The organism is Cyanobium sp. Tous-M-B4, from assembly GCF_024345395.1.
Classification (GTDB): Bacteria; Cyanobacteriota; Cyanobacteriia; order PCC-6307; family Cyanobiaceae; genus Cyanobium_A.
Window position 1 is genome coordinate 91,873 of sequence record NZ_JAGQBA010000005.1, and the last position, 19,782, is coordinate 111,654.

The 19,782-nt window shown below is 62.8% G+C and carries 20 protein-coding genes; 16 read left to right on the forward strand and 4 right to left on the reverse strand.

All coding sequences use genetic code 11. From position 1 onward, the window contains the following. The first annotated feature begins 105 nt into the window (after nt 1-105). The 12 genes from KBY73_RS10645 (at nt 106) to KBY73_RS10705 (ending at nt 12,009) form a co-directional block, all read left to right on the forward strand. Entirely contained in the window at nt 106-2,484 is a 2,379-nt protein-coding gene (locus KBY73_RS10645; protein WP_254937076.1) for a CsoS2 family carboxysome shell protein, read from the forward strand. Nucleotides 2,485-2,491: 7 nt separating this feature from the next. Beyond that, on the forward strand, nt 2,492-3,997 hold the full coding sequence (locus tag KBY73_RS10650) for a carboxysome shell carbonic anhydrase (RefSeq protein ID WP_254937077.1): 1,506 nt from the start codon (nt 2,492-2,494) through the stop codon (nt 3,995-3,997). A 1-nt stretch (nt 3,998) separates the two neighbouring features. Continuing rightward, nucleotides 3,999-4,280: a carboxysome peptide A gene (locus KBY73_RS10655; protein ID WP_254937078.1), complete on the forward strand. Its 282-nt coding sequence runs from the start codon at nt 3,999-4,001 to the stop codon at nt 4,278-4,280. Next, nucleotides 4,280-4,531 (forward strand): carboxysome peptide B, encoded by a 252-nt coding sequence (locus KBY73_RS10660; protein ID WP_254937079.1) that lies wholly within the window; start codon nt 4,280-4,282, stop codon nt 4,529-4,531. Before KBY73_RS10655 ends, KBY73_RS10660 begins: the two co-directional genes overlap by 1 nt. A gap of 63 nt (nt 4,532-4,594) precedes the next feature. Continuing rightward, entirely contained in the window at nt 4,595-5,224 is a 630-nt protein-coding gene (locus KBY73_RS15075) for a BMC domain-containing protein (RefSeq protein ID WP_315858430.1), read from the forward strand. A 5-nt stretch (nt 5,225-5,229) separates the two neighbouring features. Beyond that, nucleotides 5,230-5,697, forward strand: coding sequence for a ferritin-like domain-containing protein (locus KBY73_RS10675; RefSeq protein WP_254937081.1), 468 nt, complete (start codon nt 5,230-5,232; stop codon nt 5,695-5,697). Between the two features lie 22 nt (nt 5,698-5,719). Next, on the forward strand, nt 5,720-7,579 hold the full coding sequence (locus tag KBY73_RS10680) for an NAD(P)H-quinone oxidoreductase subunit F (protein ID WP_254937082.1): 1,860 nt from the start codon (nt 5,720-5,722) through the stop codon (nt 7,577-7,579). Between the two features lie 7 nt (nt 7,580-7,586). After that, nucleotides 7,587-9,131 (forward strand): NADH-quinone oxidoreductase subunit M, encoded by a 1,545-nt coding sequence (locus tag KBY73_RS10685; protein WP_254937312.1) that lies wholly within the window; start codon nt 7,587-7,589, stop codon nt 9,129-9,131. Beyond that, entirely contained in the window at nt 9,131-10,270 is a 1,140-nt protein-coding gene (locus KBY73_RS10690) for a CO2 hydration protein (protein WP_254937083.1), read from the forward strand. Before KBY73_RS10685 ends, KBY73_RS10690 begins: the two co-directional genes overlap by 1 nt. 63 nt (nt 10,271-10,333) lie before the next feature. Then, complete coding sequence (locus KBY73_RS10695; protein WP_254937084.1) at nt 10,334-10,591, forward strand: 4a-hydroxytetrahydrobiopterin dehydratase; 258 nt, start codon at nt 10,334-10,336, stop codon at nt 10,589-10,591. After that, the gene (gene cbbX / locus KBY73_RS10700; protein WP_254937085.1) at nt 10,588-11,514 is read left to right on the forward strand and encodes a CbbX protein; all 927 of its coding nucleotides are present in this window, start codon (nt 10,588-10,590) and stop codon (nt 11,512-11,514) included. Before KBY73_RS10695 ends, cbbX begins: the two co-directional genes overlap by 4 nt. 24 nt (nt 11,515-11,538) lie before the next feature. After that, nucleotides 11,539-12,009 (forward strand): hypothetical protein, encoded by a 471-nt coding sequence (locus tag KBY73_RS10705; protein ID WP_254937086.1) that lies wholly within the window; start codon nt 11,539-11,541, stop codon nt 12,007-12,009. A gap of 23 nt (nt 12,010-12,032) precedes the next feature. On the opposite strand, the gene dnaA is transcribed toward KBY73_RS10705, so the two are convergent. Further along, a complete protein-coding gene (dnaA, locus tag KBY73_RS10710) occupies nt 12,033-13,424 on the reverse strand; it encodes a chromosomal replication initiator protein DnaA (protein WP_254937087.1) in 1,392 nt (463 codons plus the stop codon). Nucleotides 13,425-13,521: 97 nt separating this feature from the next. On the opposite strand from dnaA, the gene KBY73_RS10715 reads away from it, so the two are divergent. From KBY73_RS10715 to KBY73_RS10725, 3 genes are read left to right on the forward strand one after another with little or no spacing between them, the layout of a single operon-like run. Next, nucleotides 13,522-14,646, forward strand: coding sequence for a trypsin-like peptidase domain-containing protein (locus KBY73_RS10715; protein ID WP_254937088.1), 1,125 nt, complete (start codon nt 13,522-13,524; stop codon nt 14,644-14,646). Continuing rightward, nucleotides 14,643-15,260 (forward strand): TIGR04282 family arsenosugar biosynthesis glycosyltransferase, encoded by a 618-nt coding sequence (locus tag KBY73_RS10720; protein WP_254937089.1) that lies wholly within the window; start codon nt 14,643-14,645, stop codon nt 15,258-15,260. The genes KBY73_RS10715 and KBY73_RS10720 overlap by 4 nt, the downstream gene beginning before the upstream one ends. Next, a complete protein-coding gene (locus KBY73_RS10725; protein ID WP_254937090.1) occupies nt 15,251-15,979 on the forward strand; it encodes a TIGR04283 family arsenosugar biosynthesis glycosyltransferase in 729 nt (242 codons plus the stop codon). Before KBY73_RS10720 ends, KBY73_RS10725 begins: the two co-directional genes overlap by 10 nt. Nucleotides 15,980-15,988: 9 nt before the next feature. On the opposite strand, the gene KBY73_RS10730 is transcribed toward KBY73_RS10725, so the two are convergent. Next, nucleotides 15,989-16,477 (reverse strand): GNAT family N-acetyltransferase, encoded by a 489-nt coding sequence (locus tag KBY73_RS10730; RefSeq protein ID WP_254937091.1) that lies wholly within the window; start codon nt 16,475-16,477, stop codon nt 15,989-15,991. Between the two features lie 8 nt (nt 16,478-16,485). Here KBY73_RS10730 and KBY73_RS10735 point away from each other — a divergent pair, with 8 nt between their 5' ends. Beyond that, nucleotides 16,486-17,322, forward strand: a complete 837-nt coding sequence (locus KBY73_RS10735) for an alpha/beta hydrolase (RefSeq protein ID WP_315858431.1) — start codon at nt 16,486-16,488, stop codon at nt 17,320-17,322. 1 nt (nt 17,323) lies between these two features. Here KBY73_RS10735 and KBY73_RS10740 read toward each other — a convergent pair whose 3' ends face one another. Both KBY73_RS10740 and hisG read right to left on the reverse strand, forming a co-directional pair. Next, nucleotides 17,324-19,123 (reverse strand): ABC transporter ATP-binding protein, encoded by a 1,800-nt coding sequence (locus KBY73_RS10740; RefSeq protein ID WP_254937092.1) that lies wholly within the window; start codon nt 19,121-19,123, stop codon nt 17,324-17,326. After that, nucleotides 19,123-19,770 (reverse strand): ATP phosphoribosyltransferase, encoded by a 648-nt coding sequence (hisG, locus tag KBY73_RS10745; RefSeq protein ID WP_254937093.1) that lies wholly within the window; start codon nt 19,768-19,770, stop codon nt 19,123-19,125. The genes KBY73_RS10740 and hisG overlap by 1 nt, the downstream gene beginning before the upstream one ends. Nucleotides 19,771-19,782: the final 12 nt, after the last annotated feature.

Here is a 19,782-nt window from a genome sequence, read left to right on the forward strand (position 1 = left end):
CGGGGCTCGAGCCATTGGCCTGGGCCCCAACCCCTTTCCCCTGCTGGCTAGTTCGCGCTGCGGACTGGTCGGCACCTTTTCAGATATTCCATTCGACGGGCGGACATGGCCAGCACATCCAGCCGGGAAGCAGCTTTGGAGCGCCGCAGGGCTCTCACCAACGGCGGCAAAAAAGCCGCCATCCGGTTCACCTCCGGTGCGAGCCGTGTGCGCTCGGTTGAAGACGCTCGCCCCACCCGCACAGCCGCAGCGCAGGAGTCCTCAGCATCGGTGGCCAAGGCGGCTCCAGTTGCTGCCCCGGCTGTGAACGCTCGGGCTGCTGCCTCTCACCGCAGCCTTGCTGCACCTACCGGCTCCAGCCGGACCACCCAGGCCCGTCCAATCGCAAATCCCAGTAGAGATTTGGTGCTTGCCCGACGGGAAGCCCTTTCCAAGCGCGGCAAACGTGCCGACACCTCCAGCGACCGCACTCGCACGGACCTGGCAAAAATTGCACCCATAGTCCAGGCACCTGCAGCGGAAGCCAAGTGCAAGTGCCAGGGCGAGAATGCTGCTGCACCGGCCCTTATGAGCCTCAGTAACCGCACTAGTCAAACAAGCGCAAGTAGTGGCGATCGCCGTGCCACAGCCAAGCGCCTCTCTCAACTGGATCCCAGCAGGGCCCTTGTGCTTGCCCGGAGAGAAGCTCTCTCGAAGCGTGGCAAGTCAGCTAACGCGCCCAAGAGCACAACAGCCGCTTCGGTATCCCGCCAGGGCAATCCTGATATGAGCGCCCGCGAACTTTCCCAGAAGGTGCGTGAACTGCGGGCCAAGGTTGGCAGTGCTGGTTCCAGCAGAGCCGGCGGCACCCGCCCCTCCGGCCCAAACCGCCACGGCGCCAAACAGGCAGCCGCCGCAGAAGCGCCCTGGAAGGTAGGCGTTAGCGAAACCAGCTCTGGTCAGGTGGTTACTGGAACCCAGGCAAATCGCTCAGAGAAAACCACTGGTAACGAAGCAGCTACCTGCCGCGCCATTACGGGCACCGAATATCTCGGCGCCGAGGTGTTCCAGGCCTTCTGCCAGAGCGGTCCAGTGACAAGTCAACCTGCCAAGGTGCGAGTTAGCGCCACTACCCATGGCAACCGGGTCACTGGTAATGAGGTCGGTCGCTCTGAAAAGGTGACTGGCGATGAGCCCGGTACCTGCAAGAACGTCACCGGAACCGAATACGTTTCCGCCAATCAGTCAGCAGCCTTCTGCGGCACCTCCAGCCCGAGCCCTAGCCCCCGCAAGGTTGGGCGCAGCCAGACCCAGGGAGGCCAGGCTGTATCCGGTGTGATGGTTGGTCGCTCAAGCCTTGTCACTGGTGACGAACCCGGCTCGGGTAAACAACTCACCGGCTCCCAGTACATATCCGATCAAGGCCAGGTGACCGGACGAGCTCCTACCAAGGTTGCAAGCTTGCATACCCTTCGGGGCACTGGCATCACCGGCACCCATGTGGGCCGCAGCGAGCATGTCACCGGTGATGAGCCCGGTAGCTGCCGCCTGGTAACTGGTGATGAATACGTCGGCAGCCAGCAATACGCCGATTTCTGCGGCAGCAAGCCCGAGCCGGAGGCGGCCAAGGTGGGCTTCAGCGTCACCAATCGGGCCCAGATCGTCAGCGGTACCCACACTGGCCGCTCCTCCAATGTCACCGGTGATGAGCCCGGCACCTGCAAGGTCGTAACCGGCACGCCCTACGCCGGCCTTGAGCAGGCAGGGGACTTTTGCAACAGCAAGTCCGTCGCCGAAATGCGTCAGCGCACTCCGGTGCGGGGCTCTAACCGCATGAGTGGCATACAGCCAGGCATTGGTGGTGTTCTCACCGGTGCCGGCCGCGGGGCCTGCGAAGCCGTCACCGGTACTCCCTATATAGGTGGGGATCAACTCGCCAAGGTTTGCGGTGCCGCCGCAGCCCAAGACTCCGACTTCCCCCAACCCCTGGCGGGCAGCCAGCCCTGGCAGCAATTCAGCATTCAATCCCCGGCTCGCTCAGCCCAGCTGGGGCGAGAACCAGCAGGGGCCGTAACCGGCACCAGCTACGAGCAGGGCAGCAGGATTACCGGCCCTTTTGACTTGGCCGGTGACATGGTCACCGGCACCGAGCAATTCCGCTTCGATCGTCGCGGCAGTAGCCACATCGCCCGCGGGTCCATTGAGGTTCCTGTGAGCGTTGACGAGGATGCCCGTCCAACCTCCAGGGTTACCGGCGAAGGCATCTCTGCTGGCTTGAAGATCACTGGTGATGACTGGGATCGGGGTGATCGGGTCACCGGCACGGAAGGAGTTTCAGCCCGGCGCCGCAACCCCACTCGGCCAGGCTCTAAGACCTCGATGCCCGCAGCTCTCCAGCCGAAGCGCAACGAGGAGCGTCCCGAGCCAGTCAGCCGTGTCACCGGTTCCAGCGGCAACACCACGGCCGGTTCTCTGATCACGGTTTCCGGCGGCGCCCGCGGTTGATCTCCTGATGCCCCGACGCCCTCTCGCCACTGCCTATCGCCCGCTGGCTCCTACGGCTCCCCGCCGTCGGCCCGGCACAGCTGCCGCGAGCGAGCTAGTGGCGACTGGCTTGCATCCGCTTAGCGATGGCCAGCTCAATGGGGTCCTGAGGGCCTACGAAGATCAGGTCAAAGGGGCATTTGATCGCATTGTGCCCTTGCTCAAGCGCCTTTCAGCCCTGCAGCACGAGGCTGATTTCATTGAGCAGGCCCAGCGGCTGGCCAGGGCAGAACTGGGCTTTGAGTTGCCGCTGCCCATCCTCGAGAAGGCCTGGGTAAGCCAGCTCGACATGCGCACTTTGTTCGCCTGGTGTGTATTTGAAACCTACGAACAAACTAGCGACGCCTTCTTTCAACACGACCCCTTGGGAGGCAAGCCCGGTAGTCCAGCAGCCGAAGCCTTCAATGAGTTTCTACTGTCCTGTGGATTCCACCTACTAGACGCAACCCCTTGCGCTGACGGGCGTCTAGCCCACGCCATGGCCTATGCCCTGAGAATTCCATTCAGTTCGGTGCGTCGGCGCTCCCATGCTGGTGCCCTATTTGACGTCGAAAACACGGTCAACCGCTGGGTCAAAACTGAACATCGCCGCTACCGGGAAGGTCAGCCCAATTCGGCGCACGATGACACCCGTTACCTCAAGGTGGTGCTATACCACTTCAGCTCAAAAGATCCACTGCATGAGGGCTGTGCTGCCCACGGCAGCGATGACGCCTTGGCCGCCTCCTGTGGCCTAGCCCGGCTCAAGGATTTCCAGCAGGCCGTTGAAAACAGCTTCTGCTGTGGTGCCTCAGTAGATCTGTTGCTACTCGGCATCGACACCGACACCGACACGATTCGTGTGCATGTGCCGGGCATTGATGGCAGCACCAACCTGGAGAGCTGGTTGGATGCAAAAGCGGCCTATGAGGCCACCCGCCATCTCAATGCGGTTGAGGGCCGGGCCCGCATTCAATCGCTGGTGGAGCAGGCAGCGGCCAGCAGTCCCGACCCGGGCATGGTGAAGCTGATAGCCCGCCTGATCGAGAACAACATCTCCCAGATTGACTATGTGCGTCAGTACCACCGGGGCAGCTACGGCGATGCTGGCCATGCGGAGCGCTTTATCGGTGTGGGCATAGGCTTCAAGGAGATCCATCTGCGCAACCTCACTTACTTCGCCTATATGGACACGGTGGAGGAGGGAGCACCCGATTTAGATGTAGGCATCAAGATTTTCAAGGGTTTGAACGTTTCTCGGGGCCTGCCTGTGCCAGTGGTGGTGCGCTTTGACTACAACGGCAAGGTGCCTGGGGCGAGGCAGCGAGCCATCCGCAATTGCCAGCGGGTGCAAGCAGCCATGGAAAACCGCTATCCCGAGCTATTTGAACAGGGTCTGTTGCATGCCCTGCTCACCGTGCGGGACCAAGACCGTCACACCCCAGCTGAAGCTGTAGGTTCCACCATCACATTCGCGAGCGGAGGAGGGCACTGACATGTTGATTTGCAAGGTGGTAAAACCACTGGTGTCCACTAATCGCATCCCAGATTTTGAGCACAAGCACCTGCAGGTGGTGCTCGATGGCAGCACTCAGAAAGTGGCAGTTGATGCCGTGGGCTGCGTGCCAGGCGACTGGGTGATCTGCGTCGGCAGCTCAGCTGCGCGCGAGGCCGCTGGCAGCAAGTCGTACCCGAGCGATCTAACGATCGTGGGAATCATTGACCACTGGGATCCTGATGCTGGCAAGGCGCAAGTTCCGCCAGGAGGTGCTAGCTAATGGAAATCATGCAGGTCACCGGCTCTCTGGTTTGCAGCCAGCGGGTTGCTGGATTAGATCACTCCAATCTGCGCGTGTTGCGCACCGCCAAGGGCAAGCTGAGCGTTGCGGTCGACCCAGTCGGTGCATCCCCAGGTAACTGGGTATTCACCGCCAGTGGCTCTGCGGCCCGTTTTGCTTGCGGTAATCCCGAGGTGCAGACCGATCTCACGATCGGCGGAATCATTGATTTCTGGGAGCCCGATGGCTAGGCGGCCCGGGTAGCTAGCTGCCCGAGCGACCTGTCATCACTCCAGCCCCCATACTCCTGAGCCATGGCCACCCCCACCCCTAAATCCACCACCAGCGGACCTGTTGCTGCCAAATCCGCACCCGCGGTAGCGGCAGCTAGCTCCACACCGGTGGCTGCAGAGGCGGCGGCCATTTCGACCCCACCTGCAGCGGCCCCCAAGGCCCTGCCGGCGGCGGCAGCCCAGCCCCCTGCGGCGAAAGCCGTAGCCAAGCCAGCTGCTTCGACAGCGCGCCGTGCTTCCAGCACGACTCGCCGCTCTAGCGCCAGCTCAACCGGCCCCCGTACCGGTGCCGGCAAGGGCGCCGGCACCACCCCCCCAACCACTCCTTCGCGCAGCAACGCCATGGCTCCTTCCATTCAGGGCATCGCCCTCGGCATGATCGAAACCCGTGGCCTGGTGCCGGCGATCGAAGCCGCAGACGCCATGACCAAGGCCGCTGAAGTGACCCTGATCGCCCGTGAGTTCGTTGGCGGCGGCTACGTCACCGTGATGGTGCGTGGCGAAACAGGTGCTGTGAATGCAGCAGTGCGTGCCGGCGCTGATGCCTGTGAGCGCGTCGGTGACGGCCTGGTTGCTGCCCACATCATCGCCCGTCCCCACAGCGAAGTTGAGCCTGCCCTTATCGCGACTGCTGCCACCCGTCGCCTCTGATGGCCATGGGCGCCGTTCATCCGCGCGTCCTGGGTTACCTCGGCCGCGCCCTGAGCTTGGAATTTTCCGCAGTTCAGCAGTACATGACCCAGGCCTCCCTAGTGGAGCTCTGGGGAGATGTTGATTCGGCTACCCGGTTTCGACGCGAAACGGTGGAAGAAATGCAGCATGCTGAACGCCTCGTGCAGCGCATGCTTGCTCTGGGGGTGGCTCCTGCCGCATCCCAGTTGAGGCCCGTTGCCCATGCCGCCGATCTAGTCGGATTGCTCCGGCTCAATTTGGCCCTCGAAAACGACCTGATCCATCACTACGCCGAGGCAGTTCGCTTTTGCGTTTTGGTGGGTGATGGCGCTAACGAAGCCCTGTTCAGGAGTCTCTGGAAAGAAGAACAGCACCACGGCGAAGACCTGGGGGCCTGGCTGCGCAGCCTTGGCTCCAGCCCCAACCCCTTGATGGACCGGGCCACCTTCTGAGCCGACTAACGCCCATCCCCCCTTGTTCGCCCCACCCCTGCCACTTTCGATCCAGCTGGCCTGGTTGATCCCCCTCTATGGGTTCAGCGGCATGGTTTTGTCCCTGCCGTGGGCTGCTGGCTGGATCAAGCGTCACGGTCCTCGCCCTGCGGCCTATCTCAACCTGATCGTCACGCTGCTGGCGGTGGTGCATGGCACCTTGATCCTGCAGCAGGTATGGCTGCTCGGTCCTCAGCACATCGAGATCCCTTGGTTTCAGGCTGCCGATCTCGACCTGCGCATTGGCTTCGACTTATCCCTGACCAATCTGGCCGCCCTTGAGCTGGTGACCGGACTGAGCTTGGTGGGTCAGGTATTTGCCCTGGGCTACCTGGATAAGGAGTGGGCCCTGGCCAGGTTTTATGCCTTGGTGGGCTTCTTTGAAGGCGCCCTTGCCGGAGTTGTACTGAGCAGCAATCTGTTCATGAGCTATTTCCTGTTGGAAATGCTCACTCTTTCCACCTATCTGCTGGTGGGGTTCTGGTACGCCCAACCACTGGTCGTTACGGCGGCCAGAGACGCCTTTTTGACCAAGCGGGTTGGCGATGTATTACTGCTGATGGGCGTAGTCGCTCTCTCAGCCTGGGCTGGCTCGATGGAATTCGACGACCTTTATGTGTGGGCAGCTGAATCCCATGCCAGTGGTTCGCTGACCCCGCTTGCGGGCACCCTGCTCGGGCTGGGCCTGATTGCTGGACCCATGGGTAAGTGCGCCCAGTTCCCGATGCACCTCTGGCTTGATGAGGCCATGGAGGGTCCAAACCCAGCCTCAATTCTGCGCAACTCCGTAGTCGTTACCGCTGGAGCCCTTGTGCTGCTCAAGGTGATGCCGCTGCTGCGGTTTTCACCGCTGGCGGTTGATGTGTTGCTGGTGGTGGGCACAATCAGCGCCTTGGCTGGCGCCTTGGTGGCGATCGCCCAAGTGGATATCAAGCGGGCCTTCTCCTACTCCACAACCTCCTATCTGGGCCTGGTATTCATTGCAATCGCCCTGCAACAGCCGGCTATTGCCCTGTTGCTGTTGTTTGCCCATGGCCTCGCCAAGGCCCTGCTGTTCATGAGTGTGGGCAGCGTTATTGCCACCACCAACTGCCAGGACCTCACCGAGCTGGGTGGCCTGGGCTCCCGCATGCCTGCCACCACTACCGCCTACCTAGTGGGGGGAGCGGGCCTGGTGGGTTTGCTGCCCCTTGGCTGCTTCTGGTGCTTCGGCCTGCTGGTGGAGGCGCTAGGCCGCACTGCACCATTTTTTGCTGCTGTTGTGCTGATCACCAATGCCCTAACAGCCTTCAACCTCACCCGGGTATTCCGGCAGGTGTTTATGGGAGCGCCCCTGCCAAAAACCAAGCGGGCCCCTGAGGTCAACTGGCTGATGGCCCTACCAATGGTGAGTCTGACCGTGCTGGTAGCCCTCCTGCCAGCCTTGATGGCACGGATAGATTCGGTGCCGGGCCTTGCCTCCTTCCCCCTGCCCCTCGCCACTGCTGTGGTGGCAAGCGGCGTGGCAGGAGTAATAGGCGGCTGCCTGGCGCCCCTGCACAAGTTCTGGTCCCGATCGATGTTCCAGCCCCTGCGGTTGCTCCAGGATCTGCTGGCCTACGACTTTTACACCGAGCGCATCTACAGGGTGACGATTGTGGCGGCGGTGGCTGGCCTGGCACGATTTAGCAACTGGATCGACCAGGCCCTGGTAAGTGGCTTTGTTAATGGCATCGGCAGGCTTTCCCTGGCGAGCGCCGAAGGGCTGAAGCTCTCGGTGAGCGGCCAGCTGCAGACCTACGTCCTAACGGTCCTATTGGCGATTGTGCTGCTGCTCACCTCGCTGCAGTGGTTGCACGGATGAGGAGCGCCTGATGCTGAGCCTGCTGCTACTTATTCCTCTGCTGGGTGCTCTTGCCTTGGCCCTATGGCCCGGCAACCCCTCGCCCGGACGTATGCGCACCGTGGCCCTGGTGGTGTTGGGCCTGCAATTGATTTGGAGCCTGCTGGTGCTGCTCCGCTTCGACACAGGCCTCAGTGGCATGCAGCTGCAGGAGTCATTTGTCTGGGTAGGCAGCATCGGCCTCGACTACCGGCTCGGGGTCGATGGCTTGTCAATGCCGCTGGTGCTGATCAATTGTGCCCTCACCTTGGTTTCAGCGATCTGCACCCGGGACATCAACCAGCGGCCCCGCATCTACTTCGCCCTGTTGCTGGTTATCAGTGGAGCGGTCAACGGTGCGTTCTTAGCCGAAAACCTGCTGCTGTTTTTCCTGTTCTATGAGCTGGAGCTGATCCCGCTCTGGTTTCTGATCAGCATCTGGGGTGGCGCCAACCGGGCCTACGCGGCCACAAAGTTTCTGATTTTTACAGCGGTGTCGGGGATGCTGATTCTCGGCGCCTTCCTAGGCCTGGCCCTATTAACCGGCAGTGTGGATTTCAGCCTCACCCCTGTCACCAGTGAAAGGCTGGCGATGGGAGGACAGCTGGTGCTGCTCGGCGCACTGCTGGTGGGATTCGGCATCAAGGTGCCCCTATTCCCCTTCCACAACTGGCTGCCCGATGCCCACACCCAGGCATCTACTCCAGTGTCAGTGCTGCTGGCAGGGGTGCTGCTCAAGCTGGGTACCTACGGTTTGCTGCGCTTCTGCATGGGTCTTTTCCCGGAGGCCTGGGCCCTGCTGGCGCCAGGATTGGCCATCTGGGCAGCCGTTTCTGTGCTGTTTGGCTCCCTGGCAGCGATCGCCCAGCAGGACATGAAGCGGATGGTTGCCTATAGCTCCGTGGGTCACATGGGCTACATCCTGCTAGCTGCTGCGGCTGCCACACCGGTAGCCCTGCTCGGGGCGGTCTTCCAGATGGTTAGCCACGGCCTGATTTCAGCCCTGCTATTTCTGCTGGTGGGCATTGTGTATCGCAAGACGGGCACCCGGGATCTTTCGGTGCTGCATGGTCTGCTCAACCCTGAACGGGGTCTGCCTTTCACAGGCACGCTGATGATTTTGGGGGTGATGGCCAGTGCCGGTATGCCTGGCATGGCCGGCTTCATTTCGGAGTTCATGGTGTTCCGCGGCAGCATCACAGCCTTCCCCCTGGCGACCTTGCTTTCAATGGTTGGTTCGGGCCTTACGGCGGTTTATTTTCTATTGCTGGTTAATCGCGCCTTCTTTGGCCGCCTGGCAGTGACGCCTACCACCGACTCGGTGGCCGACGGTCGCCTCGATGTGCGCTTGGCCGCCGTGGCGCCCCGCGAAACCATCCCGGCAATGGGTCTGGCCTTTGCCGTAGTGGCCATCGGGCTGCTGCCCTCGGGCCTCGGCAAGTTGAGTGAGGCTGCCTCCACCTCCATGGCCCAACTGCCAGCTCTGGTGGCGGCAATGCAACTAGCTGCCCTGCATCCGTGGGGGGTGGGCTGATGCCAATCATCTCGGCCGAACTTGTCCACGCTGGGGGTAGGCCTGCTGCCCTAGAACTCGAACAGCAGCTACTCAGCGGCCACACCCTGCTCAGCGAATCCGCAGACCACCTAATCGAGGTGGTGGATGTGCTCAAGAGCTACGGAGAGGTGCTGGATGCTTACAGCATCAACCTGATCTTCCAAGCCGAGCAGCAGTTCCTGCTGCCTTTTCCACTGTTCAAATACCTTGACGGTGACAAAAATCCGGCCAAGATTTGGCGCCACCTAATCCACGACCGGATCAACTTCGAATACGCCGAATACTGCATGAAGGCCATGCTCTGGCATGGCACCGGCGGACTTGATGCCTATCTGGATTCCGATGCGTTTGCGGCTAACTGCGCAGCGATCATTCGCCGCAAGACCCGACTTGATCCCTTGCTGGCCTTGCTTAATCCCCTGTTCAAGGGCTTCCTGCCCGAGCTGATTCGTAGCGCGGCCACTACCCACGCCCTTGGTCAGTTTTGGAGGGTCATGAGCGATCTTTTCATCGATCTGGCCGTGGCTGAGGCAGATGGCAGGGTGGGGTCTATTGAAGCTGTAGTCGAATTCATCAAGGACGGACTTGTCGCCGCCGCTGCTAACCCGATCACCTACGGAGTGGAGGTTGACGGCGAACACTTCTGGGTGCTGCCTCCGGAGGCCGGTCTCACCTTCCTGGTGGATGTGGCAGTGCCCTACGTGGAGGCTGTATTTCTGCGGGGCATGCCGTTTCTGGGCACGGTTAGCTTCAATGCCCAGGCCCAGCAGATCTCACCGGATCAGGCGCAGTTTGCCTATGGCGCCCTATTTGCCGACCCCCTACCGAGCATGGGCGCCGGCATTCCACCCAGCCTGCTGATGCAAGACATGTTCCGGCATCTGCCGGAGCGGTTGCACCAGTGGTATCGCGAGCGCACTCGGGGGGAGGGAGATGTGCGGGTGAAAATCTGCATGAGCTTCCAGAAGTCGATGTTTTGTGTCACCAATGCGGCGATACGTGGCACCTTCCCCCAGCCGCTCAACAGCAGCGAACCAGCAGCCCAGGCAGCAAATCGCGCCTATGCCGCCGCCTGGGCTGCCCGGCTGGCCACTGCCCGTACAGATTGCCTGGACTGAGCTTGCCTTGACTGATCCTGCCTTGGCTAAGCCGCCCAAAATGACCTGTTCTAGCTTCAAGTAATGGACCAACCCTGGACCCCGCGCCCCAAACCCGAGCAGGCCGAAAGGCTTGAGCGGCGTGTTGAATTCAGCGACTACGCCACCACCAGAGACTTTCTGGAGCGGCTCAATGCCCTCTGCGAGGCTGAGCAACGCTTCCCCGATATCAGCTTCGGGCGTACCTACGTGAACCTGACGCTGCGTGCCGAAACCGAAGACGGCCCAATCGAAGCAGCGGACTGGGCCTTCACAGCAGCCATTGATGCTCTGGTCTGTTGACACTCCCAGCCCCGGGCAACGACACGGTGATTGATCTTCAGGCGGCCTATGAAGGAGCCGGCATTCAGGCGATGCTCGATCAACTCGACCTGGAGCTGATCGGCCTACGGCCGGTGAAGGCGCGCATCCGAGAAATCGCTGCCTTACTGGTGGTCGACAGGGCCAGGCAGCAGGTGGGGCTAGAGACCAAGCCGCCAAGCCTGCACATGTCATTTACGGGGCGACCGGGCACGGGCAAAACCACAGTTGCCGCCAGGATGAGCAAAATCCTGCACGGCCTCGGCTACGTGCGTAAAGGCCATGTGGTGACCGCTACGCGCGACGATCTGGTGGGGCAATACATCGGCCACACCGCGCCAAAAACTCGGGAGATGCTCAAGAAGGCAATGGGCGGTGTGCTGTTCATCGATGAGGCTTATTACCTCTATCGACCAGAAAATGAAAGGGATTACGGCGCCGAAGCCATCGAAATCTTGCTGCAGGTGATGGAGAGCAATCGCGACGACTTGGTAGTAATTTTTGCGGGCTATAAGGAGCGAATGGATATTTTTTATCAATCTAATCCAGGGCTCTCGTCCCGGGTGGCAAACCATATTGATTTTCCTGACTACAGCGCCGAGGAACTGCTTGCTATTGCCCAATTGGTGCTAGCTGCCGAGAACTACCGCTTCAGCGAGGAGGCCACTGCAGCCTTCGCCGACTACATCCACCGGCGTATGCAGCTGCCCTTCTTCGCCAATGCTCGCTCGATCCGTAACGCCATCGATAGAGCCCGGATGCGCCAGGCCAACCGCCTATTCAGCCGCCTCGGCAGCCCCCTAACCAAACTCGATCTGATGACGATCGAGGCTGAAGACATCACGGCCAGCCGTGTATTTGACGGTGAAGTAGAGGGACTAGACCCATCTCGTCCCCTCACCTAAACTTGAGTCTGATTTGATCGCCCCATGTCCCTGACACGCCGTACCGCAGCCGGATTCGCCCTGGGAGTTGCCCTTTGGGGCGGCAGCGCCGTCGCTGCCCCCACCTGCACCTTTCTGCAACCGATTGGGGGAAATGGCAGCTCACCGATCGTGTCCAAGTCGGTCGGACGGGGCAAATTGATCGGTAAGACCAACTGGAACACCGATTTCTTCATCACCCAGCCGTACACCAGCTTCAAGTTTTTCTTCACGGCTAACTCCTCAGATGCCCAAGCCCAATACCCAGTGGAGGGCAATATGAAGTTCAGCGATGGCTCAAGTCTGCAGATGTTCAATACTCTGATGAATCCGCCGATGGGCACAGGCAAAATGTTTGGCCCCTTTGCAAGCGTGCCCGGCAAGCAGGCAACCCAAATGAATTTCAAGGTAGGGGCAAGCAATGATCCCGCTGCCCTGGGATTCAGTTATAGGATTTCAGTGCAGGGTTGCCGCTGAATTCAATGTAATTAAGCAAGTGTTTAACGACGCTTGCGGGAATCAATCTGCAGCAGGTCTCGCACCTGCTGCACCTGGCGCGAAAGGACCGGATCACTATTGAGTTTGCGGTCTATTTGCTCAACGGCATACATAACCGTGGAGTGGTCCTTGCCACCAAAAGCTTCACCGATGCGCGGCAGGCTCAAATTGGTGCTCTGGCGCATCAAATACATCCCCACCTGGCGGGCCTGGCTGACTGCTCGCTTGCGGCTAGCGCTGCGCATTTCTTCGACGCCTACACCGAACACCTCGGCGACCTTCTCGATTACCTGGACCGGCTTTACCTCCACATCGCTACCACCGGGATCGAGCATGGGGGCCACCGATTCCACCGTCATCGGCAGGCCTGTGATCGAGGCGAAGGCCACCGCCCGGGTGAGAGCCCCCTCGAGCTCACGGATGTTGGAGGTGAAACGGCCAGCGATGAACTGGATCAGGTCACGGGGCAGCACCATCTGTTCCTGCTCTGCCTTCTTGTGCAGGATCGCCATGCGGGTTTCCAGATCCGGAACCTGGATGTCGGCAATGAGGCCCATCGAGAAGCGGGAAATCAGCCGCTCCTGCAGCCGGGGGATCTGGCTGGGGGGGCGATCGGAGGCAATCACGATTTGGCGGCCCGCCTCGTGCAGGGCGTTGAAGGTGTGGAAAAACTCCTCCTGGGTGTATTCCTTGCCCTCAATGAACTGTATGTCGTCCACCAGGATCAGATCGGCGGCGCGGTAGCGGTCGCGGAAGGCCTGCATGCCGTCCTTGCGGATCGCCTGGATCAGGTCGTTGGTGAAGGTTTCGGTGCTCACATAAAACACCCGCGCATCGGGGTTGATCTCCAGCCGGTAGTGGCCGATCGCCTGCATCAAGTGGGTTTTGCCTAGCCCCACGCCACCGCACAGGAACAGGGGGTTGAACTCCCGGCCCGGTGCTTCGGCTACCGCCAGGGCCGCAGCGTGGGCCATGCGGCTGTTGGGTCCCACTACGAAGCGGTTGAACACGTAGCGGGGGTTGAGGCCCGGCGCCAATTTGCGGGGGGTCTCGCCCGTAGCCCGTGGCGCGGCATCACGTTTGTCGACAGCCACGGGGGCCACGGCCGCCACCGCAGCACTGGCGGACGCCGCAATGACGTCATCACCGCTGGCTGCGGAAACCCGAACCTGAACCGGCCTGCCGGCGATCTCACTGGCAACCGCCTCGATCGTGCCGAGGTAGTTCTTGCGCAGCCAGCCACAGGCAAAGCTGTTGGGGGCCTCAAGCTGCAGCTGGCCGGCCTCAAATCCTTGACAGCGAGCCGGTCGTATCCAGGTCTCAAAGGTTGGCTTGCTGAGGTTGGCCTGCAGGGCCTGCTGAACCTGGTGCCACAGCTCCTCTCCCTGCTGCACCGAATTCCGCCGTCTCGAAGGAGTCGAATCTACGCATGGTTGCGCAGCAGGGCCGTCTTTAATGAAACGGATTCAGACCTGGCCCAGTTCCATCCCCATGCTCCGCCTCCCCCCCTGCCGTCGAGCTGCGCTGATCGCCCCTGCAGCGCTGCTGCTGGTGGGCTGCAGCCAAGGGCTGCCTGGGCTTCCTGGCCGCCAGAGCACCCAGATACCGATCAGTGATGCGCCCCCAACGCCGCCGCTGCAGCAGGGCAACACCCTGATCGTTGATGCGGTTGCCAAGGTGGGGCCAGCCGTTGTGCGAATCGACACAGTCAAGCGGGTGGTGAACCCCCTGGGCGGCCTGTTCGGCCGCGGGCCCACGATTCAGCAGCAGCAGGGCCAGGGCTCGGGCTTCATTACTCGTTCTGACGGGGTGTTGCTCACCAATGCCCACGTGGTGGAAGGAGCCAGTGAAGTGACCGTGACCCTGCCCGATGGCCGCACCTTCACCGGCAAGGTGCTCGGTAGCGATCCGCTAACCGATGTGGCGGTGGTGAAGGTGGTGGCCTCCAAGCTGCCGGTGGCTCCACTGGGCGATTCCGCCAAAGTGCGCCCGGGCGAATGGGCCATCGCCATTGGCAATCCGCTGGGCCTCGATAACACCGTCACAGCTGGAATCATCAGCGCCATTCAGCGCACCAATGCGGTGGGTGAGGGCCAGCGCGTGCCCTACATCCAGACCGACGCCGCCGTGAATCCCGGCAACAGTGGCGGCCCCCTAATCAATGATCGGGGTCAGGTGATCGGCATCAATACAGCGATCCGTCAGGCCCCAGGCGCCGGCCTGAGTTTTGCGATCCCAATCAACGTTGCTCGCCAGATCGCCGCCCAGATCCTCGAGAAGGGCTCCGTCAGCCACCCATACATCGGCGTACGCCTGCAGGCCCTAACGCCCCAGTTGGTTAGAGAGATCAACGCCAGCACCGATGAATGCCGGCTTCCCGAGGTGAATGGGGTGGTGGTGGTGGAGGTGATGCCCGGCAGCCCAGCCGCCGAGGGTGGCCTCAAGCCCTGCGACCTGATCGACCAGGTGGGAGGCAAGGCCGTAAAGAACCCCTCCGAGGTGCAGCTGGCAGTGGACCAGGGCCGGGTGGGTCAGCCTCTGGCCGTATCCCTGCGGCGCGGCGACGGGCGGCTGACCCTGCAGCTCAAGCCAGCGGAACTGCCCCGCCAGGGGTGAGCGCTACCTGCAGCCGCCAGCTGATCGTGATGGCCCGCTGGCCGGCTCCGGGGCGTTGCAAGCGACGCTTGGCCCGAGAGCTTGGTGCAGCCAGGGCCGCCCAAATCCAGGCGCGGCTAACAGTGCACACCCTAGCGGCGGCTAGGGAAGCCCGCCAGGTTCACGGCCTTGAACTGGTGCTTGCCGTTGAGGGCTTGGGTAGCCGCGCCGCCAGGCGTTGGGGCCAGGCGCAGGGGGCGGATAGAACCGTGCTGCAGGGGCGAGGGGCTCTGGGATTGCGTATGCAGCGCCAGTTTCAGCGCGCCGCCAGGGAAGGGGCCAGCCAGGTGGTGCTGATAGGCAGCGACCTGCCCCAGCTCGAAGCCAGCGACCTGTCAGCCGCCTTTACATCCCTTGGGCACCGCCATGGGGTGTTGGGCCCGGCCCAAGATGGGGGCTACTGGCTGATTGGCTTGCGGCGTCCCGACCCGGAGCTGCTCGCCGGCATCGCCTGGGGGAGCGCGCAGGTGCTTGAGCAAACCCTGGCGGCAATGGCGCGGCGGGGCCTGGAGCCGGAACTGCTAACCCGCCGCGGGGACCTCGACTGGGCCAGGGACTTGCTGCCATGGCGCTGATCACCCCAACCACCATTACCCCAACACTCTCCGTGGTGATTGCGGCCCGCAATGAGGCGCTGCGGCTGCCACTTTTGCTTGCCGATCTGGCGGCGGGGTGGGAATTGCTGAAGGAGATTGTGGTGGTGGATGGCAGCAGCGCCGATGCCAGCGCCCGGGTGGCGGCCCTAGCTGGTGCCCAGGTGCTGGCCAGCCCCCCCGGCCGGGGGAGGCAGTTTGGTCTGGGAGTTGAAAGCAGCGGCGGCTCCTGGCTTCTGCTGCTGCATGCCGATGCCCGCCTTCCAGAGCGCTGGCAGCAGGCCGTGGCACGGGCCATCGACCTCAATGGGCCAAAACAAATCGATGCGGCCTGGTATTTCGACCTGAAGATCGCTGGTACTGGCCCTGGCCTGCGGCTGGTGGAGGTGGGTGTAGCACTACGCAGCCGCTGGCGGCAGCTGCCCTATGGAGACCAGGGCCTGCTGCTGCCCCGATCGCTGCTGCAGCGGGCAGGGGGCCTGCAGCCCTTACCCCTGATGGAAGACCTGGAGCTGGCGCTGCGGCTGCGGCGCCACTGCCGGCTACGGCCGCTGGGTGCCCAGCTGAGGGTTGACGGTCGCCGCTGGCAGCAGCTGGGCGTATGGCAGACGGCACTTAGCAACGCCCAGCTGCGGCGGGCCTGGCGGCGGGGCGGCAGTGCCGAGGAGCTGGCTAGTCGCTACTACGAAGGGGGGTCATAGAAGCCGGCGCTAAGGCGAATACCAGAAGGCGCAACGGCGTTGCAGCGGCTCAAGCTCCCAGCCCTGGGCGACATAAAAGGCCACCACCTCTGGGTCGGCAAACAGGCTGACCCGATCCACTTCCATCGAGCGCAGCTGATCGAGGACGTAAACCATCAACTGCTTGCCCAGCCCAGCCCCCTGATAGAGGGGATGTACTGCCACGTCCCAGACAGTGGCCTCGACGACGCCATCGCCGGTGCAGCGGGCAAAGCCCACCAGCTTGGGCATCCGGGCGTCGTGGCGCCACAGCCCCACCCGCAGCAAGCTGTGCTGCAGGGCTTTGCGCACGCGGCGCAGTGGCCGGCGGCTCCAGCCCACGGCATCGCAGAGCCGCTCAAGCTCGAACAAATCGATTTCCCGCTCGCGGCTGAGCACCAGGCTGAGCTGGGAATTGGGCGTGGGGCAGAGCCGGTGCTGGTCCCCGTAGAGGCTGGTGAGGAGCTCGGCCGAAGCCACAGGGGCGGGTGCAACGCAATGGAACGATCCTGCCCGATGGTCGTTCGAGCTGCGATCGCTGCGCCAGCCTGGGGGGCCTGGATTGCCGAGCGCTGGTGCCCCAAGCCCCCTCCCCCCTGCTGGTGGCACTACACGGCTGGCTGCTGGCCGGCAGGCTGTGGACGCCCCTAGCTGCCGCCCTGGCACCACGCTGGGAGATGTGGAGTCCGGATTTACCCGGCTTCGGCCAGCGGCCCAGGCCCCGGGGGCTGCAGCCAAACCTGGCCAGCTATGGCCGCTGGCTAGCAGCAGCGGCCCAGGAGCAGGCGGGCGGCAGACCAATAGTGCTGCTGGGCCATTCGCTCGGGGGCAGCGTCGCCCTTCATGCGGCGCCCCTACTGGGCGAGCAACTGGTGGGCTTGATCCAGATCGCCGCTGGCGGTGGTGTGTATCAGCCGCGAGCCTTTGCCCAGGTGCGCCGCGGCGGCGCCCTGTTTTTGCGCTGGCGGCCTGGCTGGCTGGCGGAGCTGCCGGGCAGCGATCCGGTGCGCAGCCCCCTGCTCGCCGAGCGCCGGGCTGCCCAGGGCCTGCTGGCCTGCAGCACCGGCCGAGGGGCGGTGCGCCAGCTGCCCCAGCTCACCGCATGCCTGCAGGTGCCAAGCCTGTGGATTGCAGGCGAACGCGATCAGGTGATGGCATCTCGCTACGTGCGCCATCTGGCCGGTTACGCCCGACAGCACGAGTTCATCGAGCTGGCTGGAGCTGGCCACCTGCCGATGGGACAGATGCCGGAGCAACTGGCGGCACCGATTCAGCAGTGGCTGAGCCGGTTGTCAAGCAGCCAGTCGCCAGGGTCTGAAGATTGATTCAGAGCGCCGCCAGGCCCCGCTCCTGTAGGTCGGCCAGCTGGGCATAGACACCCCCCGCCAGGCGCAACTCGCTGTGGCTGCCCTGCTCAATCAAGTGCCCCTTGCGCAACACCAAGATGCGATCTGCTGCCTCCACAGTGGCAAGGCGGTGGGCAATCACTATGGCGGTGCGCTGTTGCAGCAGCCGCGAAAGGTCGCGCTGCAGGGTGGCCTCTGTGGAGGGATCCATAAAGGCTGTGGCCTCATCCATCACCAGCACTGAGGGATCGCGGATTGCCACCCGGGCTACCGATAAAAGCTGGCGCTCACCGGAGGAGAGGTTGCCGCCGCGCTCACGCAGCTCGGTGGCCAGCCCATCAGGCAGGCGCCGTAGCAGGGGCTCTAGGCCCAGCTCAGTGCAGATCTGATGCAGGGCTTCGCTGCTGATCGGAGCGTCGAGGCGCAGGTTGTCAGCCACATTGCCGCTGAACAGGAAGGTGTCCTGCAGGACCACCCCAAGGCGCTGGCGCAGGGTGGGAATCGGCAATTGGCGAATGTCGATGCCATCGAGCAGGATCCGGCCGCGCTGGGGCTCATAGAGCCGGCACAACAGCCGGATCACGGTGGTTTTGCCTGAGCCGGTAGGGCCTACAAGGGCCACGTGTTCACCGGGAGCAATGCGAAAGGAAAGATCGGTGAGGATCGGGTCGTCTTCTCGATAGGCAAACGACACGTTCTCGAAGATCACTTCACCAGCACTGGACCGCTTAGTGCCGCTCTGAATGGCTGCAGCAGAGCGTTCACTAGCGGGTAGATCAGCGATCTCGATCGGTTGCTCGAGCAGCTCGCCGATGCGTTCAACTGCGGTGAGGCCCCCCTGGATCTGGGTGAAGCGCTCCGCCAGCTGGCGCAGGGGATCAAACAACCGCTGGGAATAAAGGATGAAGGTGGTGAGGGTGCCTAGGCCCATGGCACTGCCGAGCACCATCCAGCCGCCCAGGGCAAGCACCACGGCCACGGCGCTCAGGGCCACCCATTCGATGAAGGCCGAGATGGCGCTATCAAATAGAATTGTGCCGTTGACGGCCTCGCGATAGGCGGCGGTGACCTGGGAGAAACGGGCGCTGTTGGTGGCCTCGCGGCGGAACATCTGCACCACCTCCAAGCCCTGGAGGTTTTCCTGCAGATCGGCGTTGAGCTGGCTGAGCTCCTCACGCACCCGGTAGTTGGCTTTACGGAAGCGACCCTGCAACCAAAGGATGCCAAGCACCACCGGCACCTGGCTGACCAGCAGCAACAGGCCAAGTCGCCATTCGATCGAGATCATCGTGACAGCGATCACCAGCAAAGTGACCATGTCGGCCAGCACACCTACGGCGCCGCTGCCAAATACCTCGGCTAGGGCATCGACATCACTGGTGAGCCGGGTGAGCAGCTTGCCAACGGGGGTTCGGTCGTGGAAGCGCAGCGACAGCGCCATGGCGTGGGCAAACAGGTCGTCGCGGATGCGGGCGGTGAGCCGCTGGCCAACAGCCTGAACGTTGAAGGTTTGGATGCCCTGCAGGCCAAGACGCAGCAACACCGCACCAAGCAGCATCAGCACCAGCAGGCGCAGGGCATCTGGCACCGCCATGCCATCAAGCCAGCCCAGGGTGGGCTCGCGCCTCAGCACGGCGATCGCCTGGCCCACCAGCAGGGGCTGCACTGCAGCGGCGAAGGCCACCGGGATCAGCAGCAGCAGGGTGAGGCCCAGGCGGCGGCGGTCCCGGCCGAGGTAGGGCAGCAGGCGGGCTAGGCGTTGCCGGTCGAGGCCTGCCATCAGCGACCTCGGGGGGTGGCAACCAGAGCGATGCGGTCGACGATTCCCTGTAGGGGACCGTCGTCGAGTCGCAGGGCTAAGGGGTGGCCCACCAGCCTGGCGGTGGAGTGGAAAAGATCTTCAATGGCGATCAGGCCGTTTTCATCCAGGGTGCGACCGGTGGCCACCAGATCGACGATCGCTTCACTCATGCCGGTAATCGGTCCCAGCTCCACCGATCCAGCCAGATGGATCAACTCCACCGGTAGGTCGAGGGCATCAAAGAAGGCCTGGGCGCATCCGGTGAATTTGCTAGCAATGCGGCAGTGGGCGGGCAGCTCGGAAGCGCGGCGATAGCCACTACTTGCCTTGACCGCCACGCTCATGCGGCAACCACCGAAACCCAGATCGAGCAGCTGGGCCACCGGCAGCTGGTGTTCGCGGATCACGTCGTAGCCCACCACGCCGAGCTGGGCCTGGCCGTAGGCCACATAGACGGGCACATCAGCATTGCGCACCAGCAGGGCCCGGGCCTGACCGCAGGCGCTGGGCACCATCAATTGCCGATTGCCGGGCTCAAGTAGGCCAGCAAAATCGAGGCCAGCGGCCGCAAAGCGAGCCACCGAATCCTTAAGCAGGGCACCTTTAGCGAGGGCGACGGTGATCATGCCGGGGCTGCA

What these genes read in the sequence shown, in the direction of transcription:
- KBY73_RS10645 (WP_254937076.1), top strand. Translation starts at nt 106, where the DNA reads ATGGCCAGCACATCCAGCCGGGAAGCAGCTTTGGAGCGCCGCAGGGCT.
- KBY73_RS10650 (WP_254937077.1), top strand. Translation starts at nt 2,492, where the DNA reads ATGCCCCGACGCCCTCTCGCCACTGCCTATCGCCCGCTGGCTCCTACG.
- KBY73_RS10655 (WP_254937078.1), top strand. Translation starts at nt 3,999, where the DNA reads ATGTTGATTTGCAAGGTGGTAAAACCACTGGTGTCCACTAATCGCATC.
- KBY73_RS10660 (WP_254937079.1), top strand. Translation starts at nt 4,280, where the DNA reads ATGGAAATCATGCAGGTCACCGGCTCTCTGGTTTGCAGCCAGCGGGTT.
- KBY73_RS15075 (WP_315858430.1), top strand. Translation starts at nt 4,595, where the DNA reads ATGGCCACCCCCACCCCTAAATCCACCACCAGCGGACCTGTTGCTGCC.
- KBY73_RS10675 (WP_254937081.1), top strand. Translation starts at nt 5,230, where the DNA reads ATGGGCGCCGTTCATCCGCGCGTCCTGGGTTACCTCGGCCGCGCCCTG.
- KBY73_RS10690 (WP_254937083.1), top strand. Translation starts at nt 9,131, where the DNA reads ATGCCAATCATCTCGGCCGAACTTGTCCACGCTGGGGGTAGGCCTGCT.
- KBY73_RS10695 (WP_254937084.1), top strand. Translation starts at nt 10,334, where the DNA reads ATGGACCAACCCTGGACCCCGCGCCCCAAACCCGAGCAGGCCGAAAGG.
- KBY73_RS10705 (WP_254937086.1), top strand. Translation starts at nt 11,539, where the DNA reads ATGTCCCTGACACGCCGTACCGCAGCCGGATTCGCCCTGGGAGTTGCC.
- KBY73_RS10715 (WP_254937088.1), top strand. Translation starts at nt 13,522, where the DNA reads ATGCTCCGCCTCCCCCCCTGCCGTCGAGCTGCGCTGATCGCCCCTGCA.
- KBY73_RS10725 (WP_254937090.1), top strand. Translation starts at nt 15,251, where the DNA reads ATGGCGCTGATCACCCCAACCACCATTACCCCAACACTCTCCGTGGTG.
- KBY73_RS10740 (WP_254937092.1), bottom strand. Translation starts at nt 19,123, where the DNA reads ATGGCAGGCCTCGACCGGCAACGCCTAGCCCGCCTGCTGCCCTACCTC.
- hisG (WP_254937093.1), bottom strand. Translation starts at nt 19,770, where the DNA reads ATGATCACCGTCGCCCTCGCTAAAGGTGCCCTGCTTAAGGATTCGGTG.